This is a genomic window from Zhongshania aliphaticivorans, from assembly GCF_902705875.1.
GTDB classification, from domain to species: domain Bacteria; phylum Pseudomonadota; class Gammaproteobacteria; order Pseudomonadales; family Spongiibacteraceae; genus Spongiibacter; species Spongiibacter aliphaticivorans_A.
Window position 1 is genome coordinate 2,330,989 of record NZ_CACSIK010000001.1, and the last position, 18,099, is coordinate 2,349,087.

The following is an 18,099-nucleotide window of genomic DNA, read 5'->3' on the forward strand; positions in this document are numbered from 1 at the left end:
CCAATGCACCTCGCAATGGCAAGACCCAAGAGTTCCACGGCCAACAAGTCTAGGAGCAGGGCCAACACTGCTTTATAATTGGCGCCCCAAAAATATGGAGATAATCCGTGGCAACCCCTAGCGCGATCATTTGGTCAAACAATCAACTGCAATTGCTGGATCAGCGCATTTTGCCTGCCAGATGTGAGTATCTCCACTACGACGACCCCTTCGCGGTGGCCGAAGCCATCCGCAATATGGTGGTACGCGGCGCGCCAGCCATTGGCATAACTGCCGCTTACGGTATGGTATTAGCCGCCCAACAACTCGCCTCCCAACCTGCCAGTGTTGCAGCTTGGTGCGCTGCGCTCAGTGCTGCACGCGAAGCCATTGCCAACTCCCGACCAACGGCGGTCAATCTATTCTGGGCATTAAACCGCTGTGACCAAGTGATAGAGGAGCAAGGCAATGGTGGCCAAGTATTAGCAGCCCTTCGCGAACTTGCCATTCAAATCCACGCTGAAGACGTCACCATTAATCAACGGATTGGCGATTTTGGCGCCAGTTTAATCCCCCATAACAGTATTGTGTATACCCATTGTAATGCCGGTGCTCTGGCGACAGGCGGCTACGGCACCGCCCTAGGCGTTATCCGTTCTGCACACCGCGACGGTAAAATTAAGGGGGTCTTTGCTGGAGAAACAAGGCCCTGGTTACAAGGTGCTCGATTAACAAGCTGGGAGTTAATGCAAGACGACATTCCCGTTACCCTCGCCATCGAAGGCGCGGCGGCTCACTTAATCCGTGAACACAAACCCAGCTGGATTATTGTTGGCGCGGACCGTGTTGCAGCCAACGGTGATGCCGCCAATAAAATTGGTACCTACAACTTGGCCATCATCGCCAAATATCATGGCACCAAGGTGATGGTTGCCGCCCCCACCAGCACCTTTGATGCACATATTGATGGTCCACAAATACCCATTGAACAACGCCCCGGAAATGAAATAAGCCACAGCTTTGGTCACCAAGTTGCACCGACAAACATAGCCACAAGCAATCCAGCTTTTGATGTCACACCCGCGCAATTGATAGATGCTATCGTCACCGAACACGGCATCATCCATCAACCCAATCGTGAAAGGGTGCTAGCCCACCTTGCGCAAAACAAATAAAGACACAGGTATCGACATGATCGACAGCAAATACTTTTATCAGCAGGCCATTGCCCTTGCCGCCGCAGGAGAAGAGCTCTATCAGCGCGGCTGGGTGCCTGCCACAAGCGGTAACTTTTCAACACGTCTTGATGCTAGCTCAGCCATTGTCACTGCCTCAGGTAAACATAAAGGCCGTCTTAGCCCTACCGATTTTATTGCTGTTGACCTCAATGCGCAGCCCATCAGCGAAGGTAAGCCCTCAGCTGAAACGGAGTTGCATACCCGTCTGTATCAACGCTTTCCAAACATCGGCGCGGTATTGCACTGCCACTCCCCTGTGGTCACCATCATTTCCAAATTAGTAAAACCCCGCGATGCCATCACCTTAAGTGATTACGAATTACTCAAAGCATTTGATGGTATCGATACCCACAACAGCCAAGTCGATATTCCTCTATTCGACAATAACCAAGATATCAGTGCCCTAGCAAAACAAGTCGATAACTATTTTTCAAAGCATGCCTCCTGCCCTGCCTATTTGATTCGCGGTCACGGTGTGTACTGCTGGGGTGACGATTTAGATAGCTGTATGCGTAACTTAGAAGCTGTAGATTTTTTATTGCGCTGTGAATTAGAACTAATGCGCTTTTCTCACGGAGACCAGCAATGAGCCAACTCACTATTTACACCGACAGCAGCGCAACGCAATGTCTCTTCAGTACCCAAAATGCTACCGATATCAGCGAACGTTTAGCTGCCGTGGGCGTCCGCTTTGAACAGTGGCAAACTCGCAGTGACATTGCCGCCGGCGACAGCCAAGACACAGTCTTAAATGCCTATGCAAGTGATGTACAACGACTCATCGACCAGCAGGGCTACCAGAGTGTTGATGTTATTAGTATTGCTGCAGACAATCCCCAAAAAGACGCTCTGCGCTTAAAATTTTTAGACGAACACACTCATAGTGAAGATGAGGTTCGTTTCTTTGTGCAAGGCCAAGGCCTATTCGCATTGCATATCGATAACTGTGTCTACGAAATCCACTGTGAAAAAGGTGACTTGCTGAGCGTTCCCGCCAACACATCACATTGGTTTGATCTTGGGCCGCAACCAGACTTGGTTGCCATTCGCTTTTTCAACAACCCCGACGGTTGGGTAGCAAATTACACCGGTAACGATATCGCAGATCGCTATTCACGGCTGGATACTCTCGCTCAGTGCTAGGAAGACCCTTATGATTAACGCTATTGTTACCGACATTGAAGGCACCACCAGCTCAATTGAGTTTGTTCATAGCGTGCTATTCCCCTATGCCAGTAAAAAGCTCCCTGATTTTATTCGCCAAAACCATGACCACAAAGCCGTAGCAGCCGCACTTGCCGACACTGCAAAACAAAGTGGTATTGATGTTCACAATACCGAAGCATTAATTACCCAGCTTCTACAGTGGATCGCCGACGACAAAAAAGTGACCCCATTAAAAACCCTGCAAGGCTTAATATGGGAGCACGGCTATCGCAATGGCGACTATCAGGCCCATATCTACCCAGACGCACTCAGTAAGCTAACAGCCTGGCAGCAGCAAAACATAAACTTATATGTGTATTCGTCTGGTTCAATCTACGCCCAAAAGCTCTTCTTCGGTTTTAATGAAGGTGGCGACTTACAAACTTTGTTTACTGACTATTTCGACACCACAACCGGGCCAAAGCGCGAAGCCGCTTCTTACCGAGTGATAAAGCAAGCTATTGGTCTTCCTGCCAATGAAATTTTATTTTTATCGGACACTTTGGAAGAAGTCGATGCCGCAGCTGAAATTGGCATGAGTACAGCTTGGGTTCAACGGCAGCCCCCCATAGCGCAACACACCCCCCATCAGTGTGTTAGCAGTTTTTCAGACATTATTTTACCGAGCTAATCACCGGTCTGGTCACTATCGCGGCGAAATGCGCCTTGCCCTTCGCCGCAGATAGCATCTGCGGCACACGCGCTACTACAGGGTTGCGCCCTCACTGCTTCAATTACAACAGTGAAAATGCTTCCTAGCAAGTAAATTTAACCCACACGCGTTGCACGAAATAAATCCTTGCGAAAGGTTTTAACGCCGTCGCGAAAACGGAGATGGATAAACCGGCTGTCGACATCCACAACAATACCTCGACCATACTTGCTGTGGGCCAAGGTTTCTCCCAAAGCAAAAGCCCCTTGCGTCATCTCACTAGCCGCCACACCACTAAGCTCATTCCGTGAGGAAGTTTCGTCCACCTCGTCAACAAGGGTTAATACCTCGCAGACCAAGAGCGATGAAAAATATACTCGCTTAGCTGAAAACTGTACCTCCAGACCATGATCATCAACAGTAATAATGCGACCACGGCCATGCACGCTATGCTCAACTAGAGCGGCGAATACAAAGCTATTGACCTCGACAACATTGCCCATGCACTCAACGTCCAACACATCTAGATAGCGTGCCGCTGTCTGACTCAATACGAGAGGTGTATCTTTAACATACTCAAGCCCTTGGTCTAATAAGGCACCTAACTCGGATGACAAAGGAACATTCATTTCCGTTACAAAAGGACTTGGCAGTAAATTTAGTTCAGGCCTAAGGCCACCGTCCCACCCATTGCGGCAATTTATCCCCGGAGCAAAAAGGTATAAAACATTAATCGCACGCGTCATCGCCACATACATAAGGCGCCGTTCAGACTCCTGCTGCTCCTCATTTGCACGACGACGCTTACCGGCTTGATAGGGCATATAATGGGCGCTCAACCCCGGTATAATAACAACCGGCCACTCCAACCCCTTGCTGCGATGCATGGTAGTAATGGTGACCGCATCCGGCAACGAAGCACCGTATATACGATCTCCATCAGCAATACGCAGCCCCTCTATCATTGCCAGAATAGCGGCGGGGCTTTGCTCTGTTTGCATGGCGACAAAACCCACAAAGGCCACAATCGTGGCCGCCCTATTCTCACCCTCTTCACTACTTAAGGCATTATCACGAATGGCCTGAAGCAAATCTAAATCTTGCAAAAAAAGCGTGATACCTTCACCGGCTGATGGTGAAGCGAGCATCTTTGTCAGTGCGCTAGCGACACGCTGTAAACGCTGTTCTTGATAAATGGACAAGCTGTCATCAGACAAGCCTAAAGCGGTAAATCCGCGCTCTTCTGCCATCACTCTAGTGGCATATCGGCGAAGTACTTCATGCTTTATTTTCAATTCACAAAATCGCAAAAGCTCAAAAACTTGTTGCTCACAATCCTGCCGGGTTTGCTGATAAAACTGTCCTGCCATCAATTTTAACAATACAAGCAGCACTCTTATTTCATGCCGCTCCAAAACCCGACTCCCTCCTGCAATGCGATTGGGTATACCGCGCTGTAAGAGCACCAATTCTACCGGTGCCGCCTGAGCCCAGGTACGGCATAAAAACACCATGTCGCTATAAGCTCGGCCCTGTTTATATTCCGCCAAACAGACCTCTGCCAAGGAATAACCATCTGCTGTTTGTTCTTTAAGCTCAAGCCGCGTTTTAGGTGCATTTTCTCCGCTAATACATAACACCGGATCTCGCCGTTGATTTTGAGAAATCAGCTGTGCCGCCGCTAAAGCAAGGCTATGTCCGTAGCGAAAAGTCCGCGACATTTTATAACTACTATGAGGGTAGCTGTCACCAAAATGCGTCAACATATATTCTGGGCGAGCGCCACGAAATTCATAAATACACTGGTCTGCATCCCCAACTACTTGCAAGCGCGCACGCTCTCCGGCGAGGGTTTTCAACAAAAAAAACTGAATATCGTTGATATCTTGAAATTCATCGACAACAAATAATTCCACCCGATTTGCCAAAAACTGCGCCAGCTTGGGATTTGCTGCAATGGCCTTACAAGGGTCATACAGAAAGTCTGAAAACGTCACTTTGGCGGCGCTTTTACGCCACTGCTCAAAGCGTTCAAACGCCTCTATAAACAAGTGGTACTGTTCGGGGTAGCCCGCCGTTAAAAAACTCGACTCAGGCGACTTCAAGGTCGACTTAGCAAGATCGACAAACCCCGCAAATGCGTCAAGCCACTGCTGCTGTTCATCACGTATAGCCGATCGTTGCGCCGACGTTCCTGCAGAGGCCTGCAATGCTTTTAACATCTCAATGCCGGCTTGGGCATCTCCCAGCGGGTTAGGATCAAATTGCGGTAAATAACCCTCTTTCACCAGGGCGATAGCCAAATTACGCCCCATGGCATGAAAGGTACGCACCGGAGGTAGATTTTGAGAAGTTCCTGCGGCTTGACGCAATTGGCGACTAAAGTCCTCCTGCGCCGCTTTGTTAAACATCACAACGCGCACTAGCCTTGGGTCCATCCCCGACTTAACGCGCTCCAAGACATAGCGAACCATGGTTGTGGTTTTACCCGCGCCCGCCACTGCTGTCACGCGGGCATGCCCACGAAGGTGGCGAGTCACCGTTAACTGCTCTTCCGTCAGCATGGGGTGTGTCTTAAAAACATCATAGCGAGATTGGTAAACCGTTTAGAAAGAAATAAATCAAGAGAGGCAATGAGCTTTATGTCATTTTTCAAAAGCAAAAAGCAGCTTGATGGCTAGCGTTGGCCAATATACCGAAAGCAGCCATTACTCAACAAGCTTTAACACCGATTACCTAGAAGGCAGTTTTTCTAGCTGGAATCTGGCGCATAAGCGCCAAGACATGCAAAATACCCCCAAAATAAAACAGCTACCGCCTTTGCAAGCTCAACCCCCTAAGGCACGGCGCATCAACTCACCTTAGAAAAGGACAATAAAAGATGAACTTTAAAGAAATTACTGTTGAGGTCCGTGAATCGGTAGGTATTCTCACCCTAAATGCACCTGAAACGTTAAACGCCTTAACACCCGGTATGGTTGAAGAAATCAACGAGGCCATTGACTACTTTGCTCAAAATACCCGCGCCATGATTTTATCTGGCGCAGGCCGCGGCTTTTGCTCGGGTGCGTCACTAAACCCTAGCAACCCGCTAACCCCCATGACTGCTGATCGCGATCAACGCGATATTGGCCTCATCTTAGAAAATTTTTTAAACCCCATCATGATCAAGCTTAAAAACCTGCCTATACCTTGGATTACCGCCGTTCGGGGTAGTGCAGCCGGCTTTGGCGCCTCTTTAGCGCTGGCGGGGGATATGATCATTGCCAGCGAGAATGCCGCCTTTATCCAAATTTTCTCTCGTATAGGGCTGATTCCCGATGGTGGCGCGACCCACATACTCAGCCGTACCATTGGCCGCGCTCGCACAATGGAGCTTATGCTTACCGGTAACCGCCTAAGCGCTGACAAAGCGTTAAACTGGGGGCTAATCAATCAGGTGGTCAGTGATGATCAATTAGAAGCGGAGGCATTTAAAACCGCCCTAGCCCTAGCCAACGGACCCACTGTCGCGTTAAGCCTCATTCGCAAGGCCGTCTGGGCGGCGGTAGATGCCAACTGGGAAAGCAGCTTGCAAACTGAACGCGAACTCCAAAAGCAGGCCGGACAAACCGCTGATTTTGACGAAGGCGTCGCCGCGTTCAATGAAAAACGGCCTGCAACATTTTCTGGACAATAAATAAGCAACGCATCTCACCTAGCCTAGCTATGTCTACTAAAAACCAAACGCCCGCCACCGTCGTGCGTTTGGCAAGATATGACATCAAGTTTCATCGAGCGAAATACCGAATTATTCAAGTAATCGCTTAGGGTGTTTACCATCGACCATGCCCATGAACGGGCCGAAAATGGAGTAACCTAAAAGGCGTTTTATATCTTCTGAGCATTTAGCGACGCGATCCTTTGGAATAGAGAGACTGAAATTTTCTTGAGACCGGCAAAAACCTTCACAATACTGTGCGGTAACGGCAAGGCGGCGCTGATCAGAACAATTAGCGCCGCCGCCGTGCCATAGCGTACCTAGAAAAAACACCACCGAACCCGCCTTCATTTCACAATTAATCTGCTCTTGCAGCTGGGCTTGTGTAGGCTGCTCTTCACCCCATTGATGTGAACCCGGAATGACAATGGTCCCACCATTATCTGCGGTAAAATCATTAATAGCCCACACAGTAGCCGCACCTAAGGGTTGTCGAGGGCGAGGGATAAGATAAAAAGCATCATCTGTGTGGATTGGCTGTTGTTTTTCGCCAGGCAGAATATTGATGACTTGTAATTGAGATAAGAGATAGCCCGGATTAAAAAGACTATCCAATAACGCCATAATTAGTGGATGATCCACAAGATCGTTACAGGCAAAGGTCTTTGCGATAACTGAATATATCCGCTGGGTATTCTCACCTTCAAAATAGTTGCGCCCGGTTTCATTTAGCATCGGCTCCACCGCTGCCTTGATTTCCGCTAGAGTTTGCTCAGAGAGAACATCTGGAATAATGACATACCCATTCTTATCCAAAGTTTGCAGCGTTTTTTGCAGAACATCGGGATCAATTTGGTTCAAGCCATCAGAAAAGGTTTTCTTATATCTTTTGGCTGTTTCTAAGTTTTTATAATCTTCAACGGTTGGCATGCCTAACTCCGCTATCACATTTGATTTATTGGTTTATGCGAGCTGCAGGAGCCAGTGTAAAATGAACCTTATATACAATGAATAGCTAAATATTCGTACACAAATGCTAGAGCGCATTAATACACTTATCGATGGTATTCAAAATAAAGCATTCGAAGGCATGGAATTATATTCTGGAGACACAGAGGGCCTTCCAATCATCGCACCATATTGTCACAAAAAAACCACTATCGCCCCAAAATCACCCACCAACCATTTGAAAAAGATAGCACCAAAATAGTGCTATAACCGGCATTTTAGTGCCCAACAACATGCTTTAAGTAAGAAAATCACGGTCTAAGTAAGATTTACCCTCTGAACCGATGCAATCACCTTAAAAATCGTCGACAATACGCCCCCTGTTCTGCAGCCCTGTTCATTTATGCCGAGGTTCGCTGAACTTAATACCTCCTTATTAATGACCAGTGCGGTGTTACGCCAACGGAAACACGTCATGTAAGGATGCACCCGTCCAAGAGCAAGGACTAGTTATCACACTGTTGATGCAGCTTTGAGCTAGGCGGTGACTAAGGCAAGCACAAGCTTATGTGCCAATAACACAAAATCCATGAACTTTACGGCTGTCCGTAAGGCAACATGAATCTGAACAAGAGCCTCCTGGAACATAATTATGAGTGAACATTGCATTATTATCGGCGCCAGCCACGCTGCAGCCCAATTAGTATCCAGCCTCCGCCAAGAGGGCTGGGAAGGTAAAATATCCCTAATTGGCGACGAGCCACATTTACCTTATCACCGCCCCCCGTTGTCAAAAGCCTTTTTTGTGGGTGAAAAAACCGAAGAAGACTTGCTGATTCGCGCCGCTGATTTTTACGTCAAAAATAACGTTGATCTGCTATTGGGCTCTCGGGTTACCAACATTGATCGCGATGCAAAGAAAGTGACCCTAGAGGATGGCGCAGAAATTTCTTACACCAAACTCGCCCTTACCACTGGCGCTCGCGTTCGTAAAATCCCGTTCACAGGCAGCGAGCTTGCCGGTGTGTTCTATATGCGTGACCTAAATGATGTTAAGCAAACCCACAAATTTACTGGCCCAGGCAAATCGGCAGTCATTATTGGTGGCGGCTATATCGGCTTAGAAACCGCAGCATCATTGCGTAAGATTGGCATGAGCGTGACAGTGATAGAAACCATGTCACGTGTACTACAGCGAGTTACCGCACCCGAGGTATCCGCTTTTTACACCCGCATCCACACTGAAGAAGGCGTCGACATACGCACTGAAGCCGGCGTTGATGCGATTGTTGGTGACAAGCATGTTGAAGGGGTGCGTTTAGCTGACGGCACGACGGTTGCGGCGGATCTTGTTGTCATTGGCGTCGGTGTCATCCCAAATATTGAACTAGCCGAAGCTGCTGGCCTTACCATTGACAATGGCGTTGCGGTTGACGAATTTGCGACAACCAACGACCCTGATATATTTGCAGCCGGTGATTGTAGTAATCATTACAACCCGATTTACGACCGCAAACTCAGACTTGAGTCGGTACAAAATGCGACTGACCAAGCTAAAATCGCGGCAAAAAGCATCTGCGGTAAACCCGTAGCGTATAATGCCTTACCTTGGTTCTGGTCAGACCAATACGATTTAAAACTTCAAATTGCGGGATTATCACAAGGTTTTGATGAGGTGATTATTCGCGGTAACAGTGAGCAAGGGCGTAGTTTTGCGGCATTCTATTTCTGTGAAGGCCGGTTTATTGCTGTTGATGCAGTTAACCGCCCGAAAGAATTTATGATGAGTAAACGTGCGCTAACCACTGGGCAGACAGCTGACCCAGTAAAGCTAGCTGACGAGTCTATTGAAATCAAAGACGTCTTCAATTAATTCAAAGTACGAGAACACAAATATGCCATTAATTATTTTCAAATCACACGACGGAAACACCCAAGAAGTACACGCGGAAGTTGGTACTAGTATTATGCAGGCCGCTGTTGACAATGGTGTTGACGGCATTCTTGGTGAGTGTGGCGGCTGCTGCAGTTGTGCAACTTGCCATTGCTATATTGACCCTGCTTGGGTAGCCAAAACTGAAGAGCCAGACAGCACCGAAACCGACATGCTTGACTGCGTTCTGGAGCCCCAGGAAACCAGCCGTTTAAGCTGCCAAGTATTTGTGACTGATGAAATGGATGGTATTGTCGTGGCAATGCCTGAGTCTCAGTACTAACGCGACATAAGGCATGTCATAGAAAGGCAGACCCTGTCTGCCCATATGACGTGCCCTCCTTCTGCAAAAACCCTGCCCCAACGTTTAATCTTGCCTAGCACTAGCCACTAGTAATACAGCATAGGGCCGAACACTTTGGCAATCCTGCTACGCACAGTTTATAATCTGCGCAGTTTTTTCAATCTAAATGTAACCTGAAACGGAAGCCGACCATGAGCTATAACCAAATCCCAGCTGGCAAAGATTTACCTAACGATATTTACGTTGCCATCGAAATCCCTGCCAACAGCAGCCCTATCAAGTATGAAATTGAAAAAGAATTCGACGCTTTAATGGTCGACCGTTTCATGGCAACACCGATGTTTTACCCTGCAAACTACGGCTATATTCCTAACACACTATCAGAAGATGGCGATGCATTAGACGTATTGGTTGTTACGCCATACCCCGTTGTACCAGGTTCTGTCATCCGTGCCCGTCCCGTTGGCATACTTAATATGAGCGACGAAGCTGGCAAAGACGCAAAACTGTTGGCCGTTCCACACGACAAGCTTTCAGTACTTTATCAAGACGTTAAAGAGCCCTCTGACCTGCCTGAGCTACTCATTAAGCAAATCGAGCATTTCTTTGAGAACTACAAAGATCTTGAAAAAGGCAAGTGGGTTAAAGTTGACGGCTGGGCTGGAAGTGAAGAAGCCAAAGCCGAAATTATGAAAGCGGCTGCAGCCTACAAAGGCTAAGACCAATAGCGAAGCCGCAGCACGTGGCTTCGCTATCCCTACCGCTCAGTATTAGAGTCAGCCCCCAGCATTACCGCCCCTCCCCGTTATCCTTGAATAAATTAATCGCAAAAAAAAGAGCCATCGACACCTCGATAGCCCCTTTATGATTCATCCTTACAACCTAAACAAGCCAGGCAGTTATGAAACCTTTGGCATTGCCTTTAATAAACGCTGATATAACTTAGTATTTTTGCGAATCGACTTGTGCTTGGCATAAGCCTCTACCGCTCGCTGCCAAGCATCGCCACTGCCGTGCGCATTTAATGAAAAACTGGTGCATACAGTCTTATTGACCACTTTTGATGCAACCCCAACCTGAAAAATGGGTGTTAAGTTACCGCTTTTTTCGGTTTTCAAGAGGTAGCTAATACCTCGAACAGTACCGTCACTTTTAAAGCAACGCTCTTCTTTGGTCTCGTCCAAATAGCGTTTTTGTTGAGCCTCTAATACTGCGTCACGCGCAAGAGCCTCATTTTCAACACTTTTCTTACGCCGACCTTCAAGGCGAGCACCACCATTTTTTAGCGAGAAATACTCCTGATACAACTTGCCCGCTACGGTACGGCGCACTCTATATCCATAGAATGCTTTGTTATCCAGTAGTTTAACGCTCACAATAACCTCGCTCTTATGTATTCCGTTACTATAACCCAAATTAAAATCTATGTACTTTAGCTTGCTAGCTAAAACTGATCACAGCCTACTGATTTTCATTGATATATTGATCCATATTCAGCGCGGGAAGTTCCGCCGACAGCGCACCCACTTGCTTGGCCGGCACCCCAGCCACCGTTGAGTGAGCTGCAACATTACTTAGAACCACGCTACCCGCTGCAATTTTTGCACCATCACCCACAACAATATTGCCTAATACTTTTGCACCAGCACTAATCAATACGCCATCGCAAATTCGTGGGTGACGTGGACCTGGCCCTCGGCCACAACCACCCAACGTAACTGAGTGCAACATCGACACATTATTGCCAACAATGGCCGTCTCGCCGATAACCAAGCCCGTGGCATGGTCAATCATAATTCCGCTGCCAATAACCGCAGCAGGATGAATATCCACATCAAAAACACTCGCTATCCGGTTTTGCAAGAACAGCGCCAATGACTCCCGCCCTTGCCGCCACAACCAATTAGCAATCCGGTAAGCCTGTATAGCTTGAAAGCCCTTAAAGTATAAAAATGGCATGCCGTAGTGATCACAGGCGGGGTCGCGTTCAAAATGAGCGCAGATATCCAAAGCCGCAGCCCTAACGATGTCACTATCGTTTACAAAGGCCTCATTAAACACATCTCTGATCAACATTGCCGGTACTGAATCACAATCCAGCTTAGCGGCAATATGAAAACTCAGTGCATCGGCAAAATTCGCGTGATTTAAAATACTGGCGTGGTAAAAACTGGCCAATACTGGCTCATTACGCCCGTATTCACGGGCCTCAGCGGTCATCGCTGACCATAATTCGTCTACAGTGATACTCATACCAGATCACGCTCTCTTAACATATCGGCATAAGGTGATGGATAGCAGCTTGTCGGCACCACCACAAAGCGCTGATAAATATTAGCTAATTCTTTTAAAATGACTTCTTTCAAATAAACATCTTCTCGTTGCTCCAAAGCGACTTGAAGAAGCTCTGCCTGCATGGCCAAGTCGCACTGCGCCGATAAAGGCGCATAACTTAAATGCCAGCGCTCCGGTGCAATGCCGCCGCGATCAACATTATACGGCCTAAAAAAACCATGCCCCCGCTCTTCAGCAAACTCCCTGTCCAGCCAACGATGCAAGGGACCGAAAACACCATCATCCGCCACTTCTGCAGGGGTAAGCTGCACTTGGTAATCTGGAGCCACAGCTGCTGCGTCATAGACATCGATATCTGTTCCCCAATGATGTCGAGAAGCACCTGGTAAGGCAGACCAGCGCAAAATCGCCATCACCACTTCTAGATCAGATAACGCCGCCCAATCCAATACCTCGCCCTGATCATCGAGTAAGGCGCGCTGCCCCGACGCTTTTGCATTCCAAATGGCGAGCTGGCGATCAAAACTACGAAAGCCACTCACAAGACGTAAATCAAAACCAGCGTCCGCCGCCTGCGCTTTAAGCGCGGTGAATGAGTCCACAATGCCCCGATGAACAAGCACCCCGTCTAGCGTAGCCATAACTGACTCATCAAAGCCCAATACCAAATCTTGGCTAACTTCTTTATGGTGTCGGTTTAACATAATATTTTAGGTACAAATTATCCGTTCAGTTGAGTTCAAACTAGAACTGGCATCATACTACCGACAATTGATCTGTGTTGAAATTCCGGAGTAGTACAACGTGGAAGATTTGTCCCTGGGTAACAAGAAAATCGCCCTTGCTTTAGGTAGCGGCTCTGCCAGAGGAATGGCTCATATTGGCGTCATTCAACGGCTGCAAGAGCTGGGTATCCAGCCCGATATTATTTGCGGCACGTCTATTGGGTCCGTTATCGCCGGCTGCTACCTAACCGGAAAGCTTGAACACTTCACCGATTGGATTCAGTCCCTTAGTACAACGCAAGTGCTGCACTATATGAGTGTTAGCCTAACCGTGACAGGTGGTGTGGCACATGCCACCCGCCTAATTGAGTTTTTTGAAAACGAATACGGAAACCCCGATATCGAAACGTTAACAACGCCATTTGCAGCCGTTGCCACAGACTTAATGCGGGGCCGTGAAGTGTGGTTACAACGAGGCCCCCTGTGGGATGCGGTAAGGGCATCAATGGCAATTCCGGGTATCTTAACCCCCGTTGCCTTTGGCAACTCCTGGCTGGTCGATGGTGGCCTAGTCAACCCCGTACCTGTTTCGGTGTGTCGGGCATTGGGGGCAGATATCATCATTGGCGTCGACCTAAATAGCGATTTAGTTGGTCGCCAAAAGGTCGTTACTGATGCCAAAGCCCCTACTAATGAAGAGTCTATTGAAGAGGAAGAGTCTGAAGACGAAGAGTTAATCGTCAACGAGGACTCAGAGGATGACCCTTCACTAAGCGCAGCTTTCAGCCGGTTCACGTCGTCAATAAAAGAAGCTGCTAACAGCTTCCGCAATACTAGTGAAACCCAAAAACAACCAGAACCACCCGGCACTGTCGGCGTGATGATGAGCGCAATTAATATTATGCAGGACCGCATAACCCGTAGCCGTCTCGCTGGCGAGCCCGCCGATATTATGCTGTGGCCCAGACTTGGCCATATAGGTTTATTGGAGTTCAGCAGCGCGGCAGAGGCTATTATCGAAGGGCGCAACGCGGTAGACCGGATGCTGCCCGCTATTAGACATGCCTTTAAAAGTGAAGGCGACGATCGTTTTATAGAACCCCACTATTAAGGTCTTGGATTGATGCACATACTTTGCCGCTTAGATGACATTAAAGACCCTGGCTCCAAGGGGTTTAAACAAGGTAATGACTCTCTGTTTGTCGTCCGTCAGCGAGGGGAGGTGGTGGTTTATCGCAATCGCTGCCCTCACCTTGGCATAGAATTAAACTGGCAAGAAGATCAATTTCTCGACTATGACAATTCCCTCATTCAGTGTGCAACCCACGGTGCCTTATTCATTATTGAATCTGGGGAATGTGTCGCTGGGCCGTGCAATGGTAAATCACTTGAGAAAATCCCCTGCAAACTCCAAGACGGCTGGGTTGTCCTTTTGGAATCCTTTAATAGCGAAGTCACCGCTTAAGCTACACTCACTGGTAGCGGCTCAGATAAAACCATTTCATCCTCATTAATGCTTGCTTTATAGGCAATCACCTCAAGCCCCTCTTCAACAGCGGCTTTTAGTGCATTCGCATATCGTGGATCAATTTCAGCGGCTGGACGAACACTACTGATATCTTCATGGAGTACAGCAAACAGCAAGACGACTCTTGCCCCCTCCTGCTTAAGAGACAGCAATTCCTGAATATGACGCACTGCGCGAGCACTGACTGCATCGGGAAATGCGCCATCGCCGCCTCCACAATCCAGCGTTACTGACTTCACTTCAACATAACAATCCGGCACGGTTTTATCAGTAGAGGAAAGGTGGAAATCGATACGACTCCCCGAGGTGAGACGCTTTTCACGCTTTATATTAGGATACATAGCTAAAGAAGCAATACCAGAACTAGCTAGCGCATCAGCAACCAAGTCATTGGCCCGCGCTGAATGAATACAAATCATCCCCCCTGCTCTGCTTTCAATTAACTCCCAGGTATAAGCGTACTTTCGTTTGGGGTTTTGACTATGCAGTAAGAAAACGCGACCACCTGGCGTCGCACACCCTGTCATCGCACCCGTATTTGGGCAATGTACAGTTAGCTCGCTACCGTCGTCTAAAACCACATCAGCTAAAAAGCGTTTGTAACGTTTAAGCAACCTCGCTTGCACCAACTTTTCAGGCCACTTCACCCCGTACCCCTCTACATTTATTAACACCTAGGCACCACCAACCCTTTTATTGGCTAAGCAGAGCGCGAAACAGAAAGGCCGCAACGGTACCATCTAAAGCATGGCAATGTTAATGTGATCGCAACTTCTGAGCACATAACAACATCTACTATCTGCTATATTTCGTAAATAATTTTGCATGGTATTACACGTAACACTTTGGTATCTCATACACAGAGATATCTCAACAGAGACTTTATTGTGATTAAGAAACTGCTACTTGGTCTAGGCCTTTTCATCCTCGTGCTGTTGTGCGTCGTGTCTATCGCACTCATACAGCCGCATTTACTGCGAGGATTAATCGGTAGCAGCGCCCATCGTTTTGCCGGTTTGAATGTCGACATTGCGGACATTCAATCACACATTAACCCACTTCGATTTGAAATCAGTGGGCTAAGTATCAAAAATCCTGAGTGGCCCCGTCCAGAATTATTAAGTCTTGCTGACATTACGATTTCACTAACCCAAAGCCCATTTAGTCACACTGCCTTCTGGGAGCTAAACGCAAATCAATTAACGGTCAATGTAGAACAAAATGAATCGAGCGAACTCAACTGGATAAGTAGTCAATTCAAAGGATCACAAGAAACTCCAAGCGCAAATGAGCCAAACGAGGGGCCATTACTTCCTGGCGATTTTAATTTCAATCAAATTTCGATTAAGGATGTTACCCTAAACTGGCGCAGCAAAGATGACGACCAACGCCAAATTTCGCTACCAGAGCTTAGTGCAAAACGAATAGAAAAAGGCAATGGTGACTTTTATATTAGCCTTGACTACCTTGAGCAACATGTGGAACTCAATAGCGCCATCACACTCTTTGATCCCCAAAAAGGCATACTCGGCTACGAATTATCCCTTCACCATCAAGACCTAGATATAAGCAGTAACGGAAAGCTATACCTTAACCCCAAACTAGAAGGCAGTACCCTGTCCTTAAGTTTGGACCTTCGCAGCGCAAACGCGATCGCCAAGTTAGCAGGTACTGATATTCCACCACTACCCAAAACCAAATTTTCAAGTGATATCAAAATTTCACCGAATTACGAGCTCAATAATATCGTTCTCAAACTTAACGACAACACGATCAACGGTGATATCAGCATCAATGCTGAGAACTCAGCCGTAACCGCAAACTTACGCTCCACAGCCTTAGATATCGATAGCTTGTTACCCCCTCAGCAATCAACAGAAGACACAACAAGTTCACAAAACAAGATTGCTGCGCCATCTCAGAATTCGTCCAATCAAAATTCCAAAGACGAAACTGAGGCAGAGATTAACTGGGCATGGCTAGAGGAAACCAATGTAAATCTTGAGCTCGACATTGAAAAACTCACTATATTGGGCTGGCAAGTCAGTAATCTTAAATCAGATATTACACTTCACAAATCTATTCAGGCTGCCATTAACGCCTCACAAATTCAGGAAATAGCAAAAAAACGAGACATCAATGAATTCTCAGCTAACGTTCATTTAGAGCCACTTTCAAAAACCACCACTGGCGCCGACACCAAGGTGTCGTTAACAATGACACAAGCAGGCATCACTAGCGAAGTCTCAGGTAAACTTAATGTAAATGGGATTGTCGGCAACGAGCTCGACGTTGTTGCTGATGCCCCAAGTAGCCAAGCTGTTTGGCAGTTAGCCCAACTCCCGTGGCAAGAAGCCGGCTCACTGTCTCTACAAGCAAACCTCAAAACCACCCAAGACTCGTACACGGTGAAAGGTAATAGTCAACTAGGGGAGCAAAGCACAGAGCTAGATATTCAGTACACACCGGCTAAAACCGATGCCGCGCTGCCTACATTAAAAGGCGACATCTTCTTACGGAAAATAGATCTCGCCTTTCTCAGCCCTGAGACCGATGCCAAGGTAGATAATACTAGCCCCAGTCAGTCTTCAAAAAAGAAACTTATCAGCAAGGAGCCTTTTGCCTTAAGCCCGCTCAAATCAATTAATACCGCCCTTACCCTGCGCCTTGAAGACATCGACACCGGTTACAATCTTATCCAAAAAGCCAGACTTGCCCCCACCCTGCAAGACGGCCTGTTCAACTTGAAAGATACCGTCATTAACTTTGATGGCGGCGAGGCGAAAGTAGCATTAAAGCTGGACGCCAGCAAAGAAATACCTGAGCTAGATATACGTTTCAGCATTGACGCTGACGACTACGGAAAGTTGGGGCTAGATAAAGCGGCGGGGATCAATAAAGGCAGCGGCCGGATTCGCCTAGATGCTGACAGCAAGGGACTTAGTCCACATCAATTAGCAGCCAATATGACTGCCAAATTGGACTTAAAAATTACCGACCTGGTCGCACAAGGCAATGCCTTAAACCTTATTGGGTCTGACGTTCTCACAGAAACCATAGACAAACTTAACCCCTTTTCCGAGAAGAAGACCAGCACAACCATTGAATGTGTTGCCGTCCACTTTAAGGGGAGCAAAGGAAAATTTATCAGTGACGATGCTATTGCCCTAGAAACCAAGCAAACCAAAATTATTGGCACAGGTAATATCGATATTGGTAACGAAGAGTTTTTACTGGGTGTCTCTCCCATTGCCCGAACTGGCGTGGGTATCAATATCGGCGCGGCTGCTGGTTTAGTTCGACTTGGCGGCACCTTTAACAAGCCAAAAATAGTCGCCGATCCTAGCGGAATGTTCACCTCTGGCCTGTCTACCGGTGCAGCATTTTATACCGGAGGGCTATCATTATTAGCCCAAGGCCTTCTAAAACGTGCGATCTACTCAGGTAGCGCTTGTGACGGTGACATTGATGAGATTCCGACCGTAGAAGAACTGCCGGACGATATTCTAAACCCCACCCCCGAAACGGCACCCACAGAGCAAGGAACACCAACTCTGAAAAATGAAGAAGCACCTGAGCCCACAACTTAAG

General features: G+C 47.6%; 17 protein-coding genes. 11 read left to right on the plus strand and 6 right to left on the minus strand.

Going from position 1 to position 18,099, the window contains the following annotated elements; translation table 11 throughout:
- The first annotated feature begins 107 nt into the window (after positions 1 to 107).
- Genes mtnA through mtnC form a run of 4 tightly spaced genes read left to right on the plus strand, consistent with a single transcriptional unit; the run spans position 108 to position 3,054 of the window.
- Positions 108 to 1,154 (plus strand): S-methyl-5-thioribose-1-phosphate isomerase, encoded by a 1,047-nt coding sequence (gene mtnA / locus AELLOGFF_RS10665; protein WP_159268730.1) that lies wholly within the window; start codon positions 108 to 110, stop codon positions 1,152 to 1,154.
- The gene (locus AELLOGFF_RS10670; RefSeq protein WP_235035659.1) at positions 1,138 to 1,806 is read left to right on the plus strand and encodes a methylthioribulose 1-phosphate dehydratase; all 669 of its coding nucleotides are present in this window, start codon (positions 1,138 to 1,140) and stop codon (positions 1,804 to 1,806) included. The genes mtnA and AELLOGFF_RS10670 overlap by 17 nt, the downstream gene beginning before the upstream one ends.
- Positions 1,803 to 2,360, plus strand: coding sequence for a 1,2-dihydroxy-3-keto-5-methylthiopentene dioxygenase (locus AELLOGFF_RS10675; RefSeq protein WP_159268731.1), 558 nt, complete (start codon positions 1,803 to 1,805; stop codon positions 2,358 to 2,360). The genes AELLOGFF_RS10670 and AELLOGFF_RS10675 overlap by 4 nt, the downstream gene beginning before the upstream one ends.
- Positions 2,361 to 2,370: 10 nt before the next feature.
- Positions 2,371 to 3,054, plus strand: a complete 684-nt coding sequence (mtnC, locus tag AELLOGFF_RS10680; protein WP_159268732.1) for an acireductone synthase — start codon at positions 2,371 to 2,373, stop codon at positions 3,052 to 3,054.
- 137 nt (positions 3,055 to 3,191) lie between these two features.
- Here the strand turns inward: mtnC and AELLOGFF_RS10685 are convergent, their stop codons facing one another.
- On the minus strand, positions 3,192 to 5,639 hold the full coding sequence (locus AELLOGFF_RS10685) for an ATP-dependent helicase (RefSeq protein ID WP_159268733.1): 2,448 nt from the start codon (positions 5,637 to 5,639) through the stop codon (positions 3,192 to 3,194).
- A gap of 317 nt (positions 5,640 to 5,956) precedes the next feature.
- On the opposite strand from AELLOGFF_RS10685, the gene AELLOGFF_RS10690 reads away from it, so the two are divergent.
- The gene (locus AELLOGFF_RS10690; RefSeq protein ID WP_159268734.1) at positions 5,957 to 6,754 is read left to right on the plus strand and encodes an enoyl-CoA hydratase-related protein; all 798 of its coding nucleotides are present in this window, start codon (positions 5,957 to 5,959) and stop codon (positions 6,752 to 6,754) included.
- A 111-nt stretch (positions 6,755 to 6,865) separates the two neighbouring features.
- On the opposite strand, the gene AELLOGFF_RS10695 is transcribed toward AELLOGFF_RS10690, so the two are convergent.
- Positions 6,866 to 7,705 (minus strand): phytanoyl-CoA dioxygenase family protein, encoded by an 840-nt coding sequence (locus tag AELLOGFF_RS10695; RefSeq protein ID WP_159268735.1) that lies wholly within the window; start codon positions 7,703 to 7,705, stop codon positions 6,866 to 6,868.
- 670 nt (positions 7,706 to 8,375) lie between these two features.
- Here AELLOGFF_RS10695 and AELLOGFF_RS10700 point away from each other — a divergent pair.
- The 3 genes from AELLOGFF_RS10700 (at position 8,376) to ppa (ending at position 10,679) form a co-directional block, all read left to right on the plus strand.
- Positions 8,376 to 9,596, plus strand: coding sequence for an NAD(P)/FAD-dependent oxidoreductase (locus tag AELLOGFF_RS10700; RefSeq protein ID WP_159268736.1), 1,221 nt, complete (start codon positions 8,376 to 8,378; stop codon positions 9,594 to 9,596).
- A 22-nt stretch (positions 9,597 to 9,618) separates the two neighbouring features.
- Positions 9,619 to 9,939 carry a 2Fe-2S iron-sulfur cluster-binding protein gene (locus tag AELLOGFF_RS10705; RefSeq protein WP_159268737.1) on the plus strand — a complete coding sequence of 107 codons (321 nt, stop codon included), beginning with the start codon at positions 9,619 to 9,621 and terminating at the stop codon, positions 9,937 to 9,939.
- A 212-nt stretch (positions 9,940 to 10,151) separates the two neighbouring features.
- Entirely contained in the window at positions 10,152 to 10,679 is a 528-nt protein-coding gene (gene ppa, locus AELLOGFF_RS10710) for an inorganic diphosphatase (protein ID WP_159268738.1), read from the plus strand.
- A gap of 180 nt (positions 10,680 to 10,859) precedes the next feature.
- On the opposite strand, the gene AELLOGFF_RS10715 is transcribed toward ppa, so the two are convergent.
- The 3 genes from AELLOGFF_RS10715 to AELLOGFF_RS10725 all read right to left on the minus strand — a co-directional run bounded on the left by AELLOGFF_RS10715 (position 10,860) and on the right by AELLOGFF_RS10725 (position 12,896).
- A complete protein-coding gene (locus AELLOGFF_RS10715) occupies positions 10,860 to 11,336 on the minus strand; it encodes a hypothetical protein (protein WP_159268739.1) in 477 nt (158 codons plus the stop codon).
- 85 nt (positions 11,337 to 11,421) lie between these two features.
- Positions 11,422 to 12,213, minus strand: coding sequence for a serine O-acetyltransferase (gene cysE, locus AELLOGFF_RS10720; RefSeq protein WP_159268740.1), 792 nt, complete (start codon positions 12,211 to 12,213; stop codon positions 11,422 to 11,424).
- On the minus strand, positions 12,210 to 12,896 hold the full coding sequence (locus AELLOGFF_RS10725) for a M15 family metallopeptidase (protein WP_235036457.1): 687 nt from the start codon (positions 12,894 to 12,896) through the stop codon (positions 12,210 to 12,212). Before AELLOGFF_RS10725 ends, cysE begins: the two co-directional genes overlap by 4 nt.
- 163 nt (positions 12,897 to 13,059) lie before the next feature.
- Between AELLOGFF_RS10725 and AELLOGFF_RS10730 the strand changes: the two genes are divergently transcribed.
- Together AELLOGFF_RS10730 and AELLOGFF_RS10735 are read left to right on the plus strand one after the other, a co-directional pair.
- Positions 13,060 to 14,091: a patatin-like phospholipase family protein gene (locus AELLOGFF_RS10730; protein WP_200842642.1), complete on the plus strand. Its 1,032-nt coding sequence runs from the start codon at positions 13,060 to 13,062 to the stop codon at positions 14,089 to 14,091.
- Between the two features lie 12 nt (positions 14,092 to 14,103).
- Positions 14,104 to 14,445 carry a Rieske (2Fe-2S) protein gene (locus AELLOGFF_RS10735; protein WP_159268742.1) on the plus strand — a complete coding sequence of 114 codons (342 nt, stop codon included), beginning with the start codon at positions 14,104 to 14,106 and terminating at the stop codon, positions 14,443 to 14,445.
- On the opposite strand, the gene sfsA is transcribed toward AELLOGFF_RS10735, so the two are convergent.
- Positions 14,442 to 15,155: a DNA/RNA nuclease SfsA gene (gene sfsA, locus AELLOGFF_RS10740; protein ID WP_159268743.1), complete on the minus strand. Its 714-nt coding sequence runs from the start codon at positions 15,153 to 15,155 to the stop codon at positions 14,442 to 14,444. The genes AELLOGFF_RS10735 and sfsA overlap by 4 nt on opposite strands.
- A 240-nt stretch (positions 15,156 to 15,395) precedes the next feature.
- Between sfsA and AELLOGFF_RS10745 the strand changes: the two genes are divergently transcribed.
- Positions 15,396 to 18,098 (plus strand): AsmA family protein, encoded by a 2,703-nt coding sequence (locus tag AELLOGFF_RS10745; RefSeq protein WP_159268744.1) that lies wholly within the window; start codon positions 15,396 to 15,398, stop codon positions 18,096 to 18,098.
- The last annotated feature ends 1 nt before the right edge of the window (position 18,099 follow it).

Bases quoted from the DNA above. Each gene is read 5' to 3' on its own strand.
- AELLOGFF_RS10725 (WP_235036457.1), bottom strand. From the start codon at position 12,896: ATGGCTACGCTAGACGGGGTGCTTGTTCATCGGGGCATTGTGGACTCA.
- cysE (WP_159268740.1), bottom strand. From the start codon at position 12,213: ATGAGTATCACTGTAGACGAATTATGGTCAGCGATGACCGCTGAGGCC.
- AELLOGFF_RS10695 (WP_159268735.1), bottom strand. From the start codon at position 7,705: ATGCCAACCGTTGAAGATTATAAAAACTTAGAAACAGCCAAAAGATAT.
- mtnC (WP_159268732.1), top strand. From the start codon at position 2,371: ATGATTAACGCTATTGTTACCGACATTGAAGGCACCACCAGCTCAATT.
- AELLOGFF_RS10735 (WP_159268742.1), top strand. From the start codon at position 14,104: ATGCACATACTTTGCCGCTTAGATGACATTAAAGACCCTGGCTCCAAG.
- ppa (WP_159268738.1), top strand. From the start codon at position 10,152: ATGAGCTATAACCAAATCCCAGCTGGCAAAGATTTACCTAACGATATT.
- AELLOGFF_RS10705 (WP_159268737.1), top strand. From the start codon at position 9,619: ATGCCATTAATTATTTTCAAATCACACGACGGAAACACCCAAGAAGTA.
- AELLOGFF_RS10685 (WP_159268733.1), bottom strand. From the start codon at position 5,639: ATGCTGACGGAAGAGCAGTTAACGGTGACTCGCCACCTTCGTGGGCAT.
- AELLOGFF_RS10675 (WP_159268731.1), top strand. From the start codon at position 1,803: ATGAGCCAACTCACTATTTACACCGACAGCAGCGCAACGCAATGTCTC.
- AELLOGFF_RS10690 (WP_159268734.1), top strand. From the start codon at position 5,957: ATGAACTTTAAAGAAATTACTGTTGAGGTCCGTGAATCGGTAGGTATT.
- AELLOGFF_RS10700 (WP_159268736.1), top strand. From the start codon at position 8,376: ATGAGTGAACATTGCATTATTATCGGCGCCAGCCACGCTGCAGCCCAA.